We start from the raw sequence: 19,196 nt of genomic DNA on the forward strand, positions 1-19,196 counted from the left end.
TCAGCGCCAGCGCCCGCTCGGGCTCGCCGTCACGTCTCGAACGCGTCCGTTCGACGGTGCTGCGGCACACAAGAGCGAGGAGCGGCCGGCCGAGTTCAGCCGGCCGACACCTCGTCGAGGCGCCCGGCCGGGTCGTGCGGTTCGAGGCCGCGCCGGTCGCGGGCGTCGCCCACGACCCGGCCCGGTACGCCGACCACGAGGGCGAAATCCGGCACGTCGCCGCCGACGACGGCACCGGCGCCGATCATCGCGCCCCGGCCGATCGCGACGCCGGGCAGCACCGTGGCGCGCGACCCCAAGGACGCGCCGGGGCCGATCCGGGTCGGGCGGGAACCACCGGATGCCAGCTTGCCCGCGTCCCCATCGCCGATCACCACCCCGTGGCCGACGAACACGCCCTCGCCGAGCTCGACAGAGGGGCCGAGCACGCTGTGCGAGGAGACCTTGCAGCGCGCACCGACGCGGCTGCCCGGCCGGATCTGCACGAACGGCCCGATCCGCGCTCCAGCGCCGATGCGGCAGCCCGCGAGATCGACGAGGTCCGGATGCGTGATGCTGGCGCCTTCCTCGAGGGATACGTCGGTGATCGGCATGCGGGCGGGCTCCGGTCTTCCATGTCGCGAGGCCGATCTGGGGCCTCGACCCGAAGCCTAGGCTGCGGCCGAGCCAGCCGGCAGCACCGGCTTTGGGGGCGCCGGGCCGCGCGCTCCTCGACCGGCCGGGGCGGGCGGCGGCGACCGGCGCTCAACCGTCGGGGGAGGCGCCTCCTCCGTCGGGAGGGAGGGGACGCTGACCGATCCGCCACCAAAGGGGGAGGGGTGGGCGATCGGGCTTATCCCGGCCTCCGCCTCCCGGGCGCTCTCGGGCCATGCCTACGCCGTTCCGCGACGTTCCGGCTCTGGGCGAGCCGGACGTACACCTCTGAGGGTCACGGGCGGGGCCTCGGGGTCGAGAGATCCCGGGTGTCCGTCCGCGGCGGCCACCAGCACCCGCGGGGGAGCCGCCGAATCCAGAGACCCCCCGCCGCGGTCGAGCCGAAGAGAGCGCGATCTTGCTGAACAACCCGATCTGGACCGACCCGTCCCTGGCCCCGCGCCTCCGGGACGACCCGCCGGAGACGCGCACGCTCGAGGTCCGCGACATCCTCGCGTTCCTGCGCCGCCGCCGCGCCCGCATCCTCGCCTGTGCCCTCGCGGGGGCGGCGCTCGGCGCCCTCTACGCGCTGGCCTCGACCCCGGTCTACACCGCCCGGGCGCAGCTGGTGATCGATTCCAAGATGCCGCCGCTCTTCGCCGAGCCCGGCGGCGAGGCGCGCTTCGCCATCGATACCGGCCAGATCGCCAACCAGGTGGCGATCCTGCGCTCGGAGAAGGTCGCCCGGATGGTGATCGACAAGCTCGGCCTGCGAGGGGATCCGGAATTCGCCGGCGCGACGCTCCGGCTCCCGGCCTGGGCCGCGGCCGCGCAAGGCCGCGCGGTCGCCCTGTTCGAGTCAGCCCGCGCGGCCTTCAAGGGTGCGACCGGACGCGCGGAAGCCGAGGCCGATGGCGGTCTCGAGGCGGAACGCCGCCTGCTCGACACCTTCGCGGCGAGGCTCGACGTGCGCCGCGCCGGCCTCGCCTACGCCCTTGACATCAGCTTCGCGGCCCGCGATCCGCAGAAGGCGGCCGACATCGTCAACGCCGTGGTGGAGCAGTTCCTGCGCGAGAAGATGGAGGCCCGCGTCGAGGCCTCGCGCTTCGCCACCGACTGGCTCAACGAGCGCGTCGACCGGTTCCGGACCCAGATGAACACGGCGATCCGCGCCGTGCAGGAATTCCGCGCCACGCATAATTACCGCATCCGGCGCAGCCGGCGCGACGATGCCGACGGGCCGGTGGCGAGTGCGGGCACGCAGATCGTCCCCCGGGCGCCGGCCGACGACGAGCCCGGCACGCTGGAGGAGCTCGAATCCGCCGCCGAGACCTCGCGCAAGGTCTATGAGAGCCTGCTGGTGGTGCTGGCCGAGGCGGTGCAGCGCCAGAGCGCCCCGGTGGCCGATTCCCGGGTCATCACCGCAGCGACCCGGCCTCTGTTCCGCTCCAACCCGGGCCTGCGGCTGACCATGCCGGCAGGCGCGGTGGCTGGTGCCGGGCTGTTCGTGGCGTTCGGGGTCGCGGGCCTGCTGCTCGACGGGCGCGCCCGGTCACGGCGCCAGGTCCGGGCCGCGACCGGGCGGGACTGCCTCGGCTGGATCCCGGCGAGGCCAGCAGGGCTCCCAGGCCTCCGCCGCCGCGGCCTGACCGACGAGGCCCGGCTCTGCGCCGGCCTGGCGGAGGGTCTGCAATGGACCCGGCTCTCCCTCGCCTCGGCGAACCACGCCGTGCCGCTGCGCACCATCGGACTCACGGCGGCGGGGCGCACCTGCGGGCGCACTAAGGCCCTCGCGGCGATCGAGCTCGCCCGGCTCTACGCCGCCGCGGGCGGGCGGGCACTGGTGATCGACGCCGACGCGGCCGATCCGGTGCTGCGGACCCCGGCATCGCGCGACTTTGGGGCGGGCGAGGGGATCGTCGCGGACCTGCGCGGCTTCGGCACCCGGGCATCGGAGACCTGGCGCACCCACGTCTCGGCGCTCAACGAGGGATGCGACGTGCTGCCCCTCGCGCACGAGGCCTTGTCCTCGCCGCACTGGCTCGGCTCGCCCGCCATGGAGGCGCTGCTCACCAGCCTGTGCGACGCCTATGACGTGGTGATCGTCGACCTGCCGCCGGTCGGCCGCTCCGCCGCCACCGTGGCGCTGGCACCCCTCCTCGACGGTGTGGTGCTGATGACCGAATGGGGCCGCACCCCCCTGCGCACGCTGACCGAGGCCTGCGAGGCCCTGGAGCACGCCCGCGCCCGGATCCTCGGCACGATCACCACGGAGGTCGACCGGACCGCGCTCGACGGGTGAGCCAGGGCTCTGAAATGCCGCTCATCGCCCGTCAGCCAGGCATATCGTGCATGATTGGCGGGCAATTTAGCATAATGACGCCAGTTGCATGCGATAGCCGCATATCGCGGCTGCGAGATCGACGATTGTTGCGGCGCAACATCGAAGGCATGGTCAGGGACAGGAACCACAGAGTTCCAGTCACCTCCCACTTCGGAGCCGAACCCATGGCCTCCTCCCCGTCGATCGCCTCGACCCGTTCCATCGCCTCCGCCCAGGCTTCGTCCAAGCCGGGCCTGTTCGCCAAGATGATGCGTCTGTGGGCCGAACATAACCGCCGCGTCGCCGAATTCGGGGTCCTGCCGTTCTGATCCGGATCGTCCGGCAAGGGTCGCCTCGCAAGGGTCGCCTCGCAAGGGTCGCGTCGATAGCCGGCGCGACATCCCTCGACCGGACCGACGCCGTACATACCCGCCGTCTCATCCCAGGACTCGCCGGAAGGCGAGAGCCCGGGATGCCTGACCGCAGGTGGTGCCGGGTCAGGCGGACTATGGTCGGCGCGACTGAAGGACCGCCTGGATTCCTGGAGTCCGGGCTCCGCCGCGCGGCCCCGGAACGACGCTGAGAGGCGGCGACCGGAAGCGCCAGCTTCCTTCCATCCCGTCGCGCCCCGCGACATCCTCACGCCGGCCCACGCACCTCCGGCTCGTGCGCCCGGCGCCCGGTGAGGCGCTCGACTATCGGCTCGGCGAGCGCGTGGTAGAGCCCGTCCGGGCAGACCAGCTTCGAGGCCGCGTCGGCGATCAGCGCCGCGACCATGAGGGGGATCACGAGGGCGTGGTTCTCGGTCATCTCCGCCACGATGACGAACGATGTGATCGGCGCCTGCAGCACGCCGGTCAGGTAGGCCACCATCCCGACCAGCACCACGGCCCCGACCGGCACGCCAGCGAACAGGCCGGCAACCTCGGCGCCCAGGCCCGCCCCGACCGCGAGGGAGGGGGCGAACAGTCCGCCCGGAATGCCGCTGATCGACGAGAGCGTCGTGGCGACGAATTTCAGCGGCCCGAACCAGGCGTGGGTCTCGGCGGTGCCATGCAGCAGCGCCTTCGCCTGCTCGTAGCCGGTGCCGTAGGCGTGCCCGTCGGTGGCCAGCCCGCACAGGGCGACGCCGAGGCCGCAGAAGGCCGCGAACACCACCGGCCGTTCCGAGACGAACCGCCCCGCCAGGCCCGGCAACCCGCGGGCCACCGCGATGACGATGCGGCTGAACAACCCGCCCGACAGCCCGCCGAGGATTCCGCAGAGCGGCACCACGGCCCAGGCCTGAAGCGGCAGGGTGTCGGCGGTGGTGCCGAAATAGGTGTAGTTGCCGACCAGCGCGAGGGAGGTCAGGCCCGCCGCGATGATCGCTCCGAGGATCAGGCTTGAGGTCTTGGCCTCGTAGGAGCGGCTGAGCTCCTCAATGCCGAACACGATGCCGGCGAGCGGCGTGTTGAAGGCAGCCGCCACCCCGGCGGCGCCCCCGGCCAGCAGCAGGCCGCGCTGTCGCTCCGGCGCGAGCGGCCCGGCCGCCGCCATCAGGGCGGCGCCGACCTGCACCGTCGGCCCCTCGCGCCCGGTGGAGGCGCCGCAGAAGAGTCCCAGCGTCATCACCACGATCTTGCCGGCGGCGGTCCGCAGGGAGACCAGCGGATGACGCAGAGAGGCGTCCTCGATGTCGCGGGCGGCGATCACCTGCGGGATGCCGCTGCCCTGCGAGTTCGGGAACACCGTACGGGCGAGGAGCGCCGCGACCCCGAAGCCCAGGGGCGTGAGGACGAGGGCGATCAGCGGCGAGACCCCGAGCACCGCCCGGAACCCCGCCTGCGCCGCATCGGCCAGGAAGGCCATCAGCACCGCCGCGGCCCCGACCGCGATGCCTCCGATCACGAACAGCCCGCGCCGGACCCAGAGTCCGGCGAGATCCCGCGACCCGGACAGCCGCTCCCGCAAACCCCGCACGCCCCGCAACCTCCGTCCGTCTGACTCATGGTCACCTTGGACGAATCCGCCCGGGATGCGAAGCTCGTTCGACATGGAAAACGGCAGGAGGGAACGAAATGCGGGTGCTGGTGGTGGGGGCCGGCGCGACCGGCGGATATTTCGGGGCACGGCTCGCGGCGGCGGGCCGCGACGTGACCTTCCTGGTCCGGCCGGCCCGGGCGGCGCGGCTGGCCGAAGACGGCCTCTCGGTGAGGAGCCCGCTCGGGGATTTCCGCGTCGAGGGGCCTGCGACCGTCACGGCGGGCGCGATTCCCGGGCCCTTCGACCTCGTGCTCCTCAGTTGCAAGGCCTACGACCTGGCGGGCGCCCTCGACGATGTCGCCCCGGCGGTCGGGAGCGGCACGCTGGTGCTGCCGATCCTCAACGGTCTGGCGCATCTCGACGCCCTCGACGCGCGATTCGGGCCGGAGCGGGTGCTCGGCGGCTCCTGCGCCATCGCGGCGACGCTCTCGCCCGAGGGCGAGATCGTGCAGATGAGCGAGTTGCACGCGCTCACCTTCGGCGAGCGGGACGGGACGCGCCCGGATCGCATCGCCCGTGTCGCCACCGTCATGGAGGGGGCGGGCTTCGCCGCGCGGCTCAGCGACAAGATCCTGCTCGAGATGTGGGAGAAGTGGGTCTTCCTCGCGACGCTCGCCTGTGGCACCGGCCTGATGCGGGCCCCCATCGGCGACATCGTGGCGGCACCGGGCGGGCGTGACCTGCTGCTCGGCCTGCTGGACGAGTGCCGTGGCATCGCGGCGGGGGCCGGCCACGCGCCGCGGGAGAAGTTCCTGGAGACCAGCCGCGGCACCCTGACGGCGGCCGGCTCCCGCTTCACCGCCTCGATGCTGCGCGACATCGAGAAGGGCGCCCGGATCGAGGCCGACCACATCGTCGGCGACCTCCTGGCCCGCGGCCGCCAGGCGGACCCGGACGGGGCGTGGCCGCACCTCGCGACCGCCTATACCCACCTGAAGGCCTACGAGAACCGGCGGGCTCGGGAGCAGGGCTGAGCGAAGGATCGACGGCCCGGGGCACCGGGTCTCGACGAAGATCCCGGGAGGACGGTCGGCACCATCCTCCCCCGCCGTCGCATCGTGCCGGTGGATCCCCGACACCACTTGGCCGAGGACACCACTTGGCCGAGGATGATGGCTTCGCCGGCGCCGGGCCGTGGCTCACGCCCGCCGCGGCCGAGAGGCAGGGTTACTGCGACAGGAAGGTCTGGTTCGCCCCTCCGTGGCAGGTCCAGACCGCCGTCTTCTCACCGGGCTGCGTCGAAGCGTACAAGACATCGAGGCAGAGATTCGCGTTGACCGAGACGAGGGCGTTGCCGGTCCCCTGCGCCCGCGACGTCCAGGCCTGGTTCGTCCCGCCGTGGCAGGTCCACTGGTAGATCGGCGAGCCCGGGGCGGGCACCTCCGCTAGCGAGAGGTCGAGGCACTTGCCGGACGCCTTGTTGACGTAGGCGAGGCCGCCGTTGCTGGGGGTGCTCGTCCAGGTCTGTTCGGCCGAGCCGTTGCACGCCTGCTGGGTCACGGCGCCGCCGTCGCTCGCGTCGCCGGCCGCGACCGACAGGCACATCCCCGAATGCGCCGCCTTCAGGACCGAGCCCGTGGGGGTCAGGCCGGAAGCAGGGCAGAACGAGGCGTCCTGGTTGAAGGTGGGGCCACCGTCCGGCTTGGCGATGTAGAAGGTGAAGTTCTGGTGGCGCAGGTAGTAGCCCGGCCAGTCGACCGACTCGTAGGACGTGCAGGTTCCGGTATTGCAGCCGCAGGTGCCGGCGAGAGCCGCGCGCGGGGTGAAGGTCGAGCCCTTCTTGAAGATGTCGCCGCCGTCGTTGGCCTGCTGGAAGATCTGGAAGTTCTGATGGCGCAGGAACTGGTTGGGGCTGGTGGTCGACTGGAACGAGACGCCCTCGCCGGCCAGTCCCGGCACCTGCCGGAAGGTCGCCTGCTGACGGTCGCTCGCACCGGCCGGCACGACCAGGCGGGCCGTGCCGCCGACGTTGGTGAGGTAGCTCGTCGTGTAGTTGCTCGATTGCAGGCTCACCGCAGCGCCGGTACCGGCCGTCGTGCCAGTCCCGCCCGTACCACCGCCACCACCGGTGCCGCCCGTGCCACCACTGCCGGATCCGCCGGTACCGCCATTCTGGCCACCCGTGCCGCCGGCCACCGCCGGGGCCGCCACCTGGCTCGGCGCCGCGACGCCCGCACCCAGCGCCACGATCACGCCCGGCGAGGGCACGCCCTTCTGGTCGACCGCGACGAGCTGGTAGTAGCCTGGGGGTGCGATGTTGCCGGATGCCGGCGCCTGCACCGTCACGGCATTGCCGGCCTGGGTGAAGGCGGCGACGTAGCGCCGCTGGCCCGAGTTGAAGCTGTGCGTCACCGTGCTCAAGCCCACCAGCACGACCTGCGACAGGCCGTTCTGGGAGGTGAGCTCGAATTGCAGCGTCTGGCCGTGCTGGAGTTGGGCCGTCGAGAGGCTGACGATCTGCGGCCGCGGGGCGAGCGCCGTCTTGCCGTTCACCGTCGTGAACAGGTAGGGCGGGTAGAACACCTCGACGTTCTGGTTCGCCACTGGCCCGGGCGCACCGCCGCCAGCGATGAGGAGCGCCCCGTTCTGCATCAGGATCGCGGTCGAGTGGTAGCCGCGATAGACCCCGCCCGAGGCGCCGACCGACCAGCGGCCGGTCCGCGGGTCCCAGATCTCCGATTGTAGCACGATGTCGCCGCCGCCCCGGTCGTTGAACTTGCTGCCGCCGGTCACCGCGACCTGCCCGGTCGGCAGCACCGTGGCATTGGCCCAGGCGCGGCCGACGCTCATCGGATTCGTGTCGGTCACCTTCGGGTTGGCGCCATTGATGTCGATGATCGACGCGCGGCTGCTCGACAGGAAGCCGTTTCCGTTGTCGTAGCTGTTGCCGCCGACCTGGAGGATCTTGCCGGTGTCGTACATCACCGCGGTCGAGACTGGGCCGACATTCGGCGCGTCGGTGGCCGAGTTGGCGTTGCGCTGCGGCTCCTTGAAGTTCATCGCCGTCACGGCTCCATTACCCGACGGGTCGAGGTACCACATCTTGTCGGAGGTGATGCCGAACACCTTTCCGTTCGGGGCGATCCAGGCGCGGGGATACCACCATCTGTTGTTGTCGGGCCCGAACGCGTCGCGACTCTTGGCGCCGAACAGGCTCTTCCACCTGGTGCCGTCATAGACCTCCGGGGTCATCCCGGTCATCAGGCCCTTGTCGATGCTGCCCTGCGGATCGTCCCAGCCGCCCTGATAGGGGTAGGAGCCGCCCATGATGATCTGCTGGCCGTTGGGTAGCGTCAGCATGGTCGAGTAGTAGCGGTCGTTGGCGAGCCTGGCGGCGGCGGCGGTCACGCCGGTGGCGGTGCCGTTGAGGACGACGCTGCCCTTGTCGTTGCCGTTGTCGAAGATGCCGCCCGAGATCAGCAGCGATCCGTCGGCCCGGAAGGACTGCGCGGCGCAGAAGCTGTTGACGCCGGCGACACCCGGAAGCGTCACATGGCCGCCGGCGAGGCCTTGAGTCGGAGTCCAGATGTCGAAGGTGCGGCCGTCCTGGGTGTCTGGGTTGCCGCCCGGCGTGCCGTAGGAGGCAACCTTGCCACTCGGCAGAAGGCTCAGCGTGATGGCGTTCATCGGCCAGCCCTTGACGCCGGACCACAGGCCCGCCGCAGGCGCGGTGTCGGGCAGCGGCAGGCCGGCCATCAGCGGGTCGGCAGCCTGGTTCACCACGACCCGGAACTGGGCGGCCTGCGCCGGGGAGAGGAGGCCCGTCGCCAGCACCGTGGCGGAGAGGAGGGTAGCATGGCGCAGGCGCAGCCGGCGCCGGCTCGCGGCGTGTGTCACGTCGATCATGGGTGAACTCTCGCTGGAAGGTCAGAGCTTGTGCGGGGCCGCTTCCGTCGCGCGTCCGGACGGCGCGTCGAGGCCCTGCGTGAAGGTGCTGAGGAGGGCGATGTCGCCCTCGAGCCGCGGTCGGTCGACCGGATCGCCGCCATAGGTCATGGCGATCCCGCCGCGCCGGTCGAAAACCAGGATCTGCGGCGGGGGCTCCGGCAGCGACGCCGCCGGGTAGCGCATCATCGCGGTGAGCGAAGCGGTCCAGGCCGCATCCCCGGCGAGGAAGCGCAGGCGCGTGCTCGCCCCGACCGTGCCGTCGATGAAGGCGCGCAGCCGCCCGGCATCATGGCCCGCATCGTCGAGGGAGACGGTCATGAACACCGCCCGGTCACGCATCGGGCCCGGCAAGGCCTTGGCAACCCGATCCAGGTCGAGGGTGCGGGTGACGCAGAGGATCGAGCAATCGGCGGCCACGAACGTCACGACGGTGATCCGGTCGCGCAGATCCGCCGGGCTCAGCGCGACGCCGTGCTGGTCGACTCGCCGCGCAGCGTCACCGGCGTGCCACAGGAGATGATCCAGGTCGCTCCGCGGCCTTTCCGCTGGGATCGTCTGTGGCTCGATCGAGGCGGTACTCGGGATGCCCCAGAGGGGTAGGCTGACCACGAGGGCCGTGATGGAGTTCACTGTCGGCCACATGCTTCGTCAACGCAATTCATGATCCGGTTGTCCCAGTTCCGAACCTGCCGAAAGGGCGTTTACATCCCGTAATCGCCCGCGGATAACGAATTATGACCAGAATTCTGTTGCGGACAGCTGTGTCGACACCGGCGCAACCTGAAGTATAATACTCCGCGACAACGCGTCAGCATTAATGAAACACGGATACTTTCGTTAGAAAGGCCGAGATCGGAAGTAGACCCGGCTTTGGGCTGGACGGTGGGGAGGATGGTGTCGAAGGTCGACGCTGCGATCCGCTCGTCGAGGCGGGCGGGGGCGGCCAGCGCTCCTGCGATGGACACACCGGGAAACGTCACGCAGCGACCGGCGCTTCGGTAAAGCCGGCGGTCTTCCGATGCTCGATCCGATGATCACAACCTGCTCGCCGGGCATCACGTCGATGTCGAGCGGAGCCAATGCCCTTGGCAGTCGGTCATACCAAACGACGTGATCGTCGCCGCGGCCTGCCAGATAGCGACGATCCGTCGGACCCGCCACCCGATCCTCGAAGTCGCGAGCGGCGCCTTGCATCCGGGCCCCGACGTCAAGGCCCGCTTGCCCGGGATTGTTCGGCGCGGGGGAGAGCGGTGGGCCATCACCGGATATGCGGGAACGACACGGGCATCCCTCGCGCGAGGGCACCGGCAGCCCCTTTGTTCGCATAAGCAGTTTTTCTCAGAGAACTTTTCGCTGAAAGCGGGCGGGCCTTGCTCCAAGGGCATCGCCTCGATCAGATCCTGCCCGATCCCGTTGCGGGACCCCGCGTGCAGGTGGTCAACGAAAGCCCTTACCTTCGGTGTCATGAACCGGTTGGCGGCCCATTCGACGTTGGGCGTTCCCGTCCTCTCTGTCTCCCGCTCCAGAACCGCCACCCGCGCACCGGAGGCGAGATGGTCGTGGAAGAGGTAATCCGGCAGGACCGCGATGCCAGCTCCGGCGAGAACCATCTCGCGGAGCGGATCGATGACGTTGGCGGTAGCGCGGCGGCCGGCTCGACCGCGCCGGCATCCCGCGAGGGTCAGGGCGACATCTTCAACACGCCCGAGCAGGTGGCGGACTGGTGGCGTGACCCGCGGGCGCGCCGAGAGGATGATCAGCGACGGGACCATGATCTGGCCGGCTTCGGGCAGCCCTTCATCGCCAACCCCGACCTCGTGGAGCGGCTGCGCAACGGCTCGCCGCTGACCCAGCCTGATCGGGCAACTTGCTACGGCGACGCGGCCGGTGACATCGACCACACGGCTCGCGCGGCGCCGGACTCTCGCAATCGGGGTCGCCCGCACCGAGGATGACCACCGGCCGTGCGGCGCGCGGGTACCCCGGCCTGTGCGGAGGCTCCTGGCGTGTCGGACCTGCCGATGGGTTGTCGTCTTGAGCCGGCGCCGGATGCTCGGTCGGCATTTCCCGGCCGCCTTCGCTGCGCACGGCCCGAGCAACCAGGCCCGGATCGCTTGGGCAGAGGGTCGAACTCGATGGGAGCGCCAGCGCCTTCTTTCAGAACTCCGAAAAGATCAGCTGAAATGCCTTCCGGGGCCAACACATTTCATTTCTTGCAACTCACCAGGCCGAGCGATCTTTCAAGCGTCAGCATGATGTCATCGAGCGCGCTCGATTGGGCCGGGCTGAGACCCGACAAAAGCTTCTCCTCGCGCGCGCGCAGCAGCGGGAGAAGTTCTTCGTAGACCTCCCGCCCTTTCGGCGTCAGCTGAAGCATGATCTCGCGGCGATCGTCGCCACTCTCGAGACGCTCGACGAAGCCAAGCTCCGTGAGCTGGCTGACGGCGCGGCTGATCCGGGATTTGTGCGTGCGCGTGCAGCGCACGACGTAGTTGGCGCTTCGCGGCTCGTCATGCATGCCCAAGGTCGCCATGACCCGCCACTCCGGGATGTCGATGCCGAAACGCGCGTAGTCAGCCGCCAGGGCGTTGCTGAACTCGGCCGCGAGGCGGTTGAGCCGGAACGGCACGAAGCGGAGCAAGTCCAGACGATCCATACCCCCGTTCGTCATGTACCCTCTCGCCATGCCCCCTCTTGATCGCCGTGCCGCAGCGGCACGATCATAGCCTATGCCACTTGACGGTTGCGATCGCAACCGTCTATGCATGGTTGCACTCGCAACAAGCACGGCGGCCGTGACTTCTCTATGCCGAAGCGCGCGGCCTGCGCGGTGGTCCCGGGCGGATGATCCGCTCCGGTCCGGGACGTACGAGGGAGGAGAGCCGCATGAGCAAGGGTTTCGCCAGCCAGGCCGATCTGGTCGAGAAGAAGGAAACCTTCTCCGAACTGGCGCCCGGGGTCTACGCCCTCACCGCCGAAGGCGACCCGAATTCCGGCATCGTCGTCGGCGACGATTCGGTGCTGGTGATCGACGCCCGCGCCACGCCTCGGATGGCCGGCGACCTGGTAGCCCGGGTCCGCGAGGTCACCGACAAGCCGATCCGCCACGTGCTGCTGACCCACTACCACGCTGTGCGGGTGCTCGGCGTCGCCGGCTATCCGGACCGGGTCAACGTCATCGCCAGCGACGTCGCCCGCGCGATGATCGTCGAGCGCGGGCAGCAGGACATGGATTCCGAGATCCAGCGCTTCCCGCGGCTGTTCCGCGGGCGTGAGGAAATCCCGGGCCTGACCTGGCCGACCCTGACCTTCCGCGGCGAGATGACCCTGTGGCTCGGCGCGCGCGAGGTGCGGATCATCCATGCGGGCCGCGGCCACACCGCCGGCGACACCATCGCGTGGCTGCCGCAAGAACAGGTGCTGTTCTCCGGCGACCTCGTCGAGTACGGCGCCACCCCCTATTGCGGCGACGCCCACTTCCAGGACTGGCCCGCTACCCTCGACCGCCTGGAGGCGCTCCAGCCCAAGGCGCTGGTGCCGGGCCGCGGCGAGGCGCTGACGACGCCCGACCGGATCCGCGAGGGGCTGGAGGGTACCCGCGCCTTCCTGCGCGACCTCTACGCCGTCGCCGAGGCCGGTGTCGCGGCCGGGCACGACCTCAAGACGGTCTACGACCGGGCGATGAGCGAGATGCGGCCCAAATACGGGCACTGGGTCATCTTCGAGCATTGCATGCCCTTCGACGTGAGCCGCGCCTACGACGAGGCGAAGGGGATCGACACGCCCCGGATCTGGACCGCAGAGCGCGACATCGAGATGTGGCGAGCCCTCGAAGGCTGACGCCTCCATCCGCCAACGAACGATGCCCGGACCCACCGGGCACGGCATCCGGCTCAGGTAACGCCCATGACCTCTCGCCCTCGCTTTGCCTCCACGCCATCGCCCGAAGCGGGCGACCGGCGGCCGGTCGTGGTGATCGGCGCCGGACCGGTCGGTCTGACCTGCGCCATCGACCTGGCGACGCGTGGCGTGCCGGTGGTGGTGCTCGACGACGACGACACCGTGGCGACCGGCAGCCGGGCGATCTGCTGGGCCAAGCGCACCCTCGAGATCTGGGACCGGCTCGGCGTCGGGCAGCGGATGGTCGACAAGGGCGTGACCTGGAGCGTAGGCCGTGTCTTCCACGGCGACCAGGAGCTCTACCGCTTCGACCTGCTGCCCGAGACCGGCCATCGCCGTCCGGCCTTCATCAACCTGCAGCAATACTACGTCGAGCAATACCTGATCGAGCGGGCTGCGGACTTTCCGGATCTGATCGGCTTGCGCTGGAAGCACGAGGTGACCGGCTTGACCCGGACCGCCGAGGGCGTGCGCCTCGACGTCGCGACGCCGGAGGGCGCCTATGCGCTCGATGCGGAATGGGTGCTCGCCGCGGACGGGGCGCGGTCAGCCACCCGAACCCGGATGGGCCTGCCCTTTCCCGGCCAGCGCTTCGAGGAGCGCTTCCTCATCGCCGACGTCAGGATGAAGGCGGACTTTCCGACCGAGCGCCTGTTCTGGTTCGAGCCGACCTTCCATGCCGGGCAGAGCGCGCTGCTGCACCGCCAGCCCGACGACGTGTTCCGCATCGACTTCCAGCTCGGCCCCGAGGCCGACCCGGACCTGGAGCGCATGCCCGAGCGCGTGATGCCGCGCGTCAAGGCCGTGGTGGGCGATCAGACGCCGGTCACCCTCGAATGGTGCTCCGTCTACTCGTTCCGGTGCGCGAGGCTGGAGCGCTTCGTGCACGGTCGCGTGGTGTTCGTCGGCGACAGCGCGCATGTGGTGAGCCCGTTCGGCGCCCGCGGCGGCAACGGCGGCATCCAGGACGCCGACAACCTGTGCTGGAAACTGGCGCTGGTGCTGCGCGGCGAGGCGCCGGAGAGCCTGATCGCGACCTACGACGAGGAGCGCGGGCACGCCGCCGACGAGAACATCCTCAATTCGAGCCGCACCACCAACTTCATGACGCCGAAGACGAGGGCGGAGCGGTACCTTCGCGATGGCGTGCTGGCGCTCGCCGCCGAGGCGCCCTTCGCCCGGATGCTGCTGAATGCCGGGCGCCTGTCACGGCCATGCAGCCTCGCCGGCCTGTCGCTGCAGACCCCGGATCCGGCGCCGCAGCGCGACGGTCCCCGGCCGGGCGACGTCTGCGTCGACGCGCCGGTCGTCGACGGGAGCGGTCGTGCCGGCTGGCTGCTCGACTCGCTCGACGGATCGTTCACGCTCCTGGTCTTCGCGGGAGCCGAGGCGCCCGATCCGGGCCGGTTCTCGGGTCTCCCGCCCGGCCTGCGCTGCGTCGTCGTCGCCGAGAGACCGCTCACGCTGGCCGGGGCCGAGGTGCTGCTCGATACCGAGGGCGTCGCCGGGCTGCGCTACGTCGCCGAATCCGGCGTGGCCTACCTGATCCGGCCCGACGCTCACGTGGCCGCGCGCTTCACGGAGGTCGATGGCCAGCAGGTGGCGGAGGCGCTCGCCCGCGCGTGCGGCCGGTCCGGCACGTCGGTTCAGGAGGCTGCGTGATGACGGAATCGCTGAGACGGGGCGACGGCTTCGCCGGACGGGCGGACGCCGTCTACGAGACCTTGATCCGCGCGCATCACTCCTTGAGCGACGAGGACAGCGCGGCGCTCAACGCGAGGCTCGTGCTGATTCTCGCTCACGAGGTCGGCGATCCCGAGGCGCTGGCGCAGGCCATCGCCCTCGCGCGGCGCTCCCTCGGGCCGGCCGGCCCGGATCGCGCCGCCCCCTGACAGGGGCGGCAAGAGCGTCCCGACCGACGGCGACTGCTCGCCCAATGAATCACCTCACGGCATGGGAGATCCATCCATGAACCAGCAGACCCGCCCCGCTCCGGTCGGCGACCCCGTCGCGACCCAGATCCATCCGGGCTACCTGTCGGGCTTCGGCAACGGCTTCGAGACCGAGGCGCTGCCCGGGGCGCTGCCGATCGGCCGCAACTCGCCCCAGAAATGCCCCTACGGCCTCTACGCCGAGCAGATCTCCGGATCCCCCTTCACCGCGCCGCGCACCACCAACGAGCGCTCCTGGCTCTACCGCATCCGTCCCACCGTCATGCATTGGGGCGCCTTCCGGAAGGTCGATGCCCGGCTCTGGCTCACCGCCCCGGCCGAGGCCGCCGAGATGCCCCCCGCGCCCTTGCGCTGGGATCCCGTCCCGATCCCGGCCGAACCGCTCTCCTTCGTCGAGGGCATCCGCACCATGACCACCGCCGGCGATGCCGGGTCGCAAGCCGGCATGGGCGCGCATCTCTACGTCGCCACCCGCTCGATGCGGGACGAGTACTTCTACAACGCCGACGGCGAGATGCTGGTCGTGCCGCAGCAGGGCGCGCTTCGCTTCCGCACCGAGTTCGGCGTCATCGACGTCGCGCCCGGCGAGATCGTGGTGATCCCGCGCGGGGTGAAGTTCGCCGTCGAGGTCACGGGCGGCCCGGCCCGCGGCTATCTCTGCGAGAATTACGGTGGCGCCTTCACGCTGCCGGAGCGCGGGCTGATCGGCGCCAATTGCCTGGCCAACCAGCGCGACTTCCTCACGCCGGTGGCGTCCTACGAGGACCGCGACGCGCCCGGCACGATGCTGGTGAAGTGGGGCGGTGGCTTGTGGGCGGCCGACATCGCGCACTCGCCCCTCGACGTGGTGGCGTGGCACGGCAACTACGCGCCCTACAAGTACGACCTCAGGAAGTTCTCGCCGGTCGGCCCGATCCTGTTCGACCATGCCGACCCGTCGATCTTCACGGTGCTGACCTCGCCCTCGGAGACGCCCGGCACGGCCAATATCGACTTCGTGCTCTTCTCCGATCGCTGGCTGGTGGCGGAGAACACGTTCCGGCCGCCGTGGTACCACCTCAACGTGATGAGCGAGTTCATGGGGCTGGTCTACGGGGTCTACGACGCCAAGACCGGCGGCGGGTTCCAGCCGGGGGGCGCCTCGCTGCACAACACCCTGCTGCCGCACGGGCCGGACGTGGACGCGTTCGAGAAGGCGTCGAACGCGGAGCTGACGCCGCACAAGCTCGAGGGGACGCTGGCCTTCATGTTCGAGACGCGGTTTCTCCAGAAGGTCAGCCACTTCGCCGCCGAGACGCCGGCATTGCAGCAGGATTACGCGACGTACGGGCGCAAGCTCGCCAAGCATTTCGACCCGAACCGGCCGGAGGCACGCTGATGGCGGGGATCGACCACACCCACGATTCTAGCCTGCGGTCCTGGGTACCGGGGGCCGACGGGCATCCCGATTTCCCGATCCAGAACCTGCCGCTCGGCGTGTTCTCGCCGGCGGACGGTGCTCCGCGGGCCGGGATCGCGATCGGCGACCGCATCCTCGACCTTCCGGCTCTGCTGGCCGCCGGCCTGCTCTCGGGCGAGGCGGCCCTCGCCGCCGAGGCCGCCGCCGGCGCTGCCCTCAACGCGCTCCTCGCCCTCGGCGCCGGTCCGCGCCGTGCCCTGCGGGTGCGCCTGTCCGAGCTGCTGCGCGAGGGCTCGGCCGACCGTGACCGGGTGGCTCCGCTGCTGCATGCGGCTTCGTCCTGCACGCTGCACCTGCCGGCCCGGATCGGCGACTACACCGACTTCTACGTCGGCATCCACCACGCCGAGAACATCGGCAAGCAGTTCCGGCCGGACAACCCGCTCCTGCCGAACTACAAGCACGTGCCGATCGGTTATCATGGCCGCGCCTCCTCGATCCGGCCCTCCGGCACCCCGGTGCGCCGGCCGCGCGGGCAGTCGAAGGCGCCGGACGCGGCCGCGCCGACCTTCGGCCCCTCGTCCCGCCTCGACCTCGAGCTGGAGCTCGGTGTGTGGATCGGGCCCGGCAACGACCTCGGCGAGCCGATCCCGATCGGAGAGGCGCAGGATCACATCGCCGGTTACTGCCTGCTCAACGACTGGTCGGCCCGCGACATCCAGGCCTGGGAGTACCAGCCGCTCGGGCCGTTCCTCGCCAAGAACTTCGCCTCGACGATCTCGCCCTGGATCGTCACGCCGGAGGCGCTGGCGCCGTTCCGCATCGCGCAAGGAGCGCGTCCCGCGGGCGATCCCACCCCCCTGCCCTACCTCCGCGACGAAACCGACCAGGCCGGCGGCGCCTTCGACCTCCGCCTCGACGTGCTGCTGACGACCCCGGGCCTGCGCGCAGCCGGCCTCGCCCCGCACCGGGTTTCGGCCTCGAACGCCCGGCACATGTACTGGACGGTGGCGCAGATGGTGGCCCACCACACCAGCGGCGGCTGCAACCTGCAGCCGGGCGACCTTCTCGGCACCGGCACGATCTCCGGCCCGGACCGCGACGCCTGCGGCAGCCTCGTCGAGGCGACGCTGGGCGGGCGGGAGCCGATCCGGCTCGCCTCGGGCGAGGAGCGCCGGTTCCTCGAGGACGGCGACGAGATCATCCTGCGGGCGCACGGCGTGCGCGAGGGCTTCGCAACCGTCGGGTTCGGCGAGTGCCGGGCGGTCATCCTTGGAGCGGTGGCATGAAGCTCTACGGTTACTGGCGCTCGACCTCGTCCTACCGCCTGCGCCTCGCGCTGGCGCTGAAGGGCGTGGTGCCGGACCAGGTGCCGGTCCACCTCGTGCGCGACGGCGGCGAGCATCGCGGCGAGGCCTATCGGCGGATCAACCCGCAAGGCCGCGTGCCGAGCCTCGCCCTCGCCGACGGGCGCGTGCTGATCCAGTCCCCGGCGATCATCGAGTACCTGGAGGAGGTGTATCCGGAGCCGCCGCTGCTGCCGGCGGACCCGGTCGCGCGGGCGCAGGTCCGGGCGGTGGCGGCGATCATCGGCTGCGACATCCATCCGCTGCACAATGTCGGCCCGCTCAACCACCTGCGGCGCGACCTCGGCCGCCCGGAGGAGGAGGTGGGCGCCTGGATCGGCCGCTGGATCTCCGAGGGCTTCACGGCCATCGAGGCGCTGATCGGCGACGAGGGGTATTGCTTCGGCGCCGGCCCAGGCCTCGCCGACGTCTATCTGGTGCCGCAGGTCTACGCGGCGCGGCGCTTCGCCGTGCCTCTGGAGCCGTTCCCGCGGATCACCCGCGCCTCGTCCCTCGCGGAGGCGCATCCGGCCTTCCAGGCCGCCCATCCGTCGCGGCAGCCCGACGCGGAGTAGGTCCCACGGAGGGCCGTGGGCGCGGGCTGATCAGCCCTCCGCCCGCCCGGCGCGGCGCCGACGGCCGCCGCTCGCGGCGACGGGCGGGCCGGCGATCAGGCGCCCTCGACCCCGTGCCCGACCAGCTTGTGCGGATCGACCACCGCCGCCCCTGCGGGGACGATCAACGGCCTGTTCAAGGCGCGTGCGATCCATCGGCGCGGGCCGTGGCACTGCTTCGAGGCGGTCGAGTGCGCCACCCTGGAGTGGATCGACGGGGCCAACCACCGTCGCCTTGCTCGCGCCGATCGCCAACGTCCCTCCCGCCGAGGCCGAAGCGCGCTGTCATGCTCGCGTCGCCGAGCGCGCGGGAGGCGAGATAGGCAATCGTCATCATGGCTTTCGCGTCCGGCATCGACCAGACCCTTCCTGACGGCGGCCAAGCCGAACGGACCTCGACCCTCCTCGGCCGTCGGGTGGTCGCCGTCGGCCTCGGGCTGACCGTGGCGGATCACGCGAGCCAGCCGCGATCGGAGGTTCGGGTTCCCCTTCGTCGTCATCCGCCCATGCGGGGTCGCCATCCGCCCATGCGGGAGCGTGTCCAGGAAAGAGCCTCGCTCGTGCGGGTCGTCGCCCATCCTGGCGGACGACTGGGCACGGCGCGTCATCGGAGGGCGTCGCCTCAATAGGGACGGCAGACGCCCGCATACGCGTCGAAATAGGCGTAAGCGCCGCAATCGCTGCCACTGGCCGCGCCGGTGAGAGCATACCCTGCAGCCGCCCCGACCGCGGCCCCGGCAAGACCGTAGCCGTAGGGGCGGTAACCGTAACCGTACCCGTAGCGGCCATATCCGCCATAGCCCTGGCCGGGCCGCCCTGCGATCGGTCTCCCTACCCCCCATCCGGGCCGCCCCGCGATGGGCCCGGCGGCCCCCCAGCCCGGGCGTCCGACACCGCCTCTGCCCAAGCCGGCTCCGTGGAAGCCGCCGCCACGGAAGCCACCTGCACGCATTCCAGCCCCATGGAACCCACTGCCGCGGAAGCCGCCACCGCCGCGGAAGCCTCGCGCCTCCGCGATGACACTGTTCGATATCAGTGCGGCGATCGCTGCGGCCGATAGAATCATACCACCGCGCTTAAGCATTGACGCGTGCGATGTATTTGAAGTTGGCGATG

General features: G+C 70.8%; 16 protein-coding genes and 2 pseudogenes. 11 read left to right on the forward strand and 7 right to left on the reverse strand.

Features of this window, described 5'->3' with window-relative positions; all coding sequences use genetic code 11:
- Window positions 1-95 precede the first annotated feature (95 nt).
- Window positions 96-593 carry a DapH/DapD/GlmU-related protein gene (locus MFF64_RS28330; protein WP_099904068.1) on the reverse strand — a complete coding sequence of 166 codons (498 nt, stop codon included), beginning with the start codon at window positions 591-593 and terminating at the stop codon, window positions 96-98.
- Between the two features lie 458 nt (window positions 594-1,051).
- On the opposite strand from MFF64_RS28330, the gene MFF64_RS28335 reads away from it, so the two are divergent.
- A complete protein-coding gene (locus tag MFF64_RS28335) occupies window positions 1,052-2,935 on the forward strand; it encodes a GumC family protein (RefSeq protein ID WP_238192931.1) in 1,884 nt (627 codons plus the stop codon).
- A 206-nt stretch (window positions 2,936-3,141) separates the two neighbouring features.
- The gene (locus MFF64_RS28340; protein WP_165795778.1) at window positions 3,142-3,285 is read left to right on the forward strand and encodes a hypothetical protein; all 144 of its coding nucleotides are present in this window, start codon (window positions 3,142-3,144) and stop codon (window positions 3,283-3,285) included.
- A 310-nt stretch (window positions 3,286-3,595) separates the two neighbouring features.
- Here the strand turns inward: MFF64_RS28340 and MFF64_RS28345 are convergent, their stop codons facing one another.
- Window positions 3,596-4,993, reverse strand: coding sequence for a chloride channel protein (locus MFF64_RS28345; RefSeq protein WP_099904408.1), 1,398 nt, complete (start codon window positions 4,991-4,993; stop codon window positions 3,596-3,598).
- Window positions 4,994-5,016: 23 nt separating this feature from the next.
- Between MFF64_RS28345 and panE the strand changes: the two genes are divergently transcribed.
- Window positions 5,017-5,955 carry a 2-dehydropantoate 2-reductase gene (gene panE, locus MFF64_RS28350; RefSeq protein WP_099904406.1) on the forward strand — a complete coding sequence of 313 codons (939 nt, stop codon included), beginning with the start codon at window positions 5,017-5,019 and terminating at the stop codon, window positions 5,953-5,955.
- A gap of 193 nt (window positions 5,956-6,148) precedes the next feature.
- Here panE and MFF64_RS28355 read toward each other — a convergent pair whose 3' ends face one another.
- From MFF64_RS28355 to MFF64_RS38210, 3 genes are all read right to left on the reverse strand, one after another.
- Window positions 6,149-8,827: an AbfB domain-containing protein gene (locus tag MFF64_RS28355; protein WP_238192933.1), complete on the reverse strand. Its 2,679-nt coding sequence runs from the start codon at window positions 8,825-8,827 to the stop codon at window positions 6,149-6,151.
- Between the two features lie 21 nt (window positions 8,828-8,848).
- Window positions 8,849-9,499: an SCO family protein gene (locus MFF64_RS28360; protein ID WP_099900378.1), complete on the reverse strand. Its 651-nt coding sequence runs from the start codon at window positions 9,497-9,499 to the stop codon at window positions 8,849-8,851.
- Between the two features lie 425 nt (window positions 9,500-9,924).
- Complete coding sequence (locus tag MFF64_RS38210; protein ID WP_369010723.1) at window positions 9,925-10,641, reverse strand: LysR substrate-binding domain-containing protein; 717 nt, start codon at window positions 10,639-10,641, stop codon at window positions 9,925-9,927.
- On the opposite strand from MFF64_RS38210, the pseudogene MFF64_RS28365 reads away from it, so the two are divergent.
- Window positions 10,642-10,824: pseudogene (locus MFF64_RS28365) on the forward strand (hypothetical protein); the annotation flags it as partial.
- A gap of 251 nt (window positions 10,825-11,075) precedes the next feature.
- Here the strand turns inward: MFF64_RS28365 and MFF64_RS28370 are convergent.
- On the reverse strand, window positions 11,076-11,525 hold the full coding sequence (locus MFF64_RS28370; protein ID WP_238192934.1) for a MarR family winged helix-turn-helix transcriptional regulator: 450 nt from the start codon (window positions 11,523-11,525) through the stop codon (window positions 11,076-11,078).
- Between the two features lie 230 nt (window positions 11,526-11,755).
- Here MFF64_RS28370 and MFF64_RS28375 point away from each other — a divergent pair, with 230 nt between their 5' ends.
- The 7 genes and pseudogenes from MFF64_RS28375 to MFF64_RS28405 form a co-directional block, all read left to right on the forward strand.
- Entirely contained in the window at window positions 11,756-12,709 is a 954-nt protein-coding gene (locus tag MFF64_RS28375) for an MBL fold metallo-hydrolase (protein WP_099899882.1), read from the forward strand.
- A gap of 66 nt (window positions 12,710-12,775) precedes the next feature.
- The gene (locus MFF64_RS28380) at window positions 12,776-14,431 is read left to right on the forward strand and encodes an FAD-dependent oxidoreductase (RefSeq protein WP_099899880.1); all 1,656 of its coding nucleotides are present in this window, start codon (window positions 12,776-12,778) and stop codon (window positions 14,429-14,431) included.
- A complete protein-coding gene (locus tag MFF64_RS28385) occupies window positions 14,431-14,661 on the forward strand; it encodes a DUF2783 domain-containing protein (RefSeq protein ID WP_099899878.1) in 231 nt (76 codons plus the stop codon). The genes MFF64_RS28380 and MFF64_RS28385 overlap by 1 nt, the downstream gene beginning before the upstream one ends.
- A 76-nt stretch (window positions 14,662-14,737) precedes the next feature.
- On the forward strand, window positions 14,738-16,099 hold the full coding sequence (gene hmgA, locus MFF64_RS28390) for a homogentisate 1,2-dioxygenase (protein ID WP_099899876.1): 1,362 nt from the start codon (window positions 14,738-14,740) through the stop codon (window positions 16,097-16,099).
- Entirely contained in the window at window positions 16,099-17,409 is a 1,311-nt protein-coding gene (gene fahA / locus MFF64_RS28395; protein ID WP_238192935.1) for a fumarylacetoacetase, read from the forward strand. The genes hmgA and fahA overlap by 1 nt, the downstream gene beginning before the upstream one ends.
- On the forward strand, window positions 17,406-18,041 hold the full coding sequence (maiA, locus tag MFF64_RS28400; RefSeq protein ID WP_099899874.1) for a maleylacetoacetate isomerase: 636 nt from the start codon (window positions 17,406-17,408) through the stop codon (window positions 18,039-18,041). The genes fahA and maiA overlap by 4 nt, the downstream gene beginning before the upstream one ends.
- 147 nt (window positions 18,042-18,188) lie before the next feature.
- Window positions 18,189-18,453, forward strand: a pseudogene (locus MFF64_RS28405) (hypothetical protein); the annotation flags it as partial.
- Between the two features lie 249 nt (window positions 18,454-18,702).
- Here MFF64_RS28405 and MFF64_RS28410 read toward each other — a convergent pair.
- Entirely contained in the window at window positions 18,703-19,164 is a 462-nt protein-coding gene (locus MFF64_RS28410; RefSeq protein WP_238192937.1) for a hypothetical protein, read from the reverse strand.
- Window positions 19,165-19,196 lie beyond the last annotated feature (32 nt).

The organism is Methylobacterium frigidaeris (genome assembly GCF_022179185.1).
GTDB classification, from domain to species: domain Bacteria; phylum Pseudomonadota; class Alphaproteobacteria; order Rhizobiales; family Beijerinckiaceae; genus Methylobacterium; species Methylobacterium frigidaeris.

Bases quoted from the DNA above. Each gene is read 5' to 3' on its own strand.
- MFF64_RS28410 (WP_238192937.1), bottom strand. From the start codon at position 19,164: ATGCTTAAGCGCGGTGGTATGATTCTATCGGCCGCAGCGATCGCCGCA.
- MFF64_RS28340 (WP_165795778.1), top strand. From the start codon at position 3,142: ATGGCCTCCTCCCCGTCGATCGCCTCGACCCGTTCCATCGCCTCCGCC.
- MFF64_RS28370 (WP_238192934.1), bottom strand. From the start codon at position 11,525: ATGGATCGTCTGGACTTGCTCCGCTTCGTGCCGTTCCGGCTCAACCGC.
- MFF64_RS28385 (WP_099899878.1), top strand. From the start codon at position 14,431: ATGACGGAATCGCTGAGACGGGGCGACGGCTTCGCCGGACGGGCGGAC.
- hmgA (WP_099899876.1), top strand. From the start codon at position 14,738: ATGAACCAGCAGACCCGCCCCGCTCCGGTCGGCGACCCCGTCGCGACC.
- MFF64_RS28345 (WP_099904408.1), bottom strand. From the start codon at position 4,993: ATGTCGAACGAGCTTCGCATCCCGGGCGGATTCGTCCAAGGTGACCAT.
- fahA (WP_238192935.1), top strand. From the start codon at position 16,099: ATGGCGGGGATCGACCACACCCACGATTCTAGCCTGCGGTCCTGGGTA.
- panE (WP_099904406.1), top strand. From the start codon at position 5,017: ATGCGGGTGCTGGTGGTGGGGGCCGGCGCGACCGGCGGATATTTCGGG.
- maiA (WP_099899874.1), top strand. From the start codon at position 17,406: ATGAAGCTCTACGGTTACTGGCGCTCGACCTCGTCCTACCGCCTGCGC.
- MFF64_RS28375 (WP_099899882.1), top strand. From the start codon at position 11,756: ATGAGCAAGGGTTTCGCCAGCCAGGCCGATCTGGTCGAGAAGAAGGAA.
- MFF64_RS28330 (WP_099904068.1), bottom strand. From the start codon at position 593: ATGCCGATCACCGACGTATCCCTCGAGGAAGGCGCCAGCATCACGCAT.
- MFF64_RS28355 (WP_238192933.1), bottom strand. From the start codon at position 8,827: ATGATCGACGTGACACACGCCGCGAGCCGGCGCCGGCTGCGCCTGCGC.
- MFF64_RS28380 (WP_099899880.1), top strand. From the start codon at position 12,776: ATGACCTCTCGCCCTCGCTTTGCCTCCACGCCATCGCCCGAAGCGGGC.
- MFF64_RS38210 (WP_369010723.1), bottom strand. From the start codon at position 10,641: ATGGTCCCGTCGCTGATCATCCTCTCGGCGCGCCCGCGGGTCACGCCA.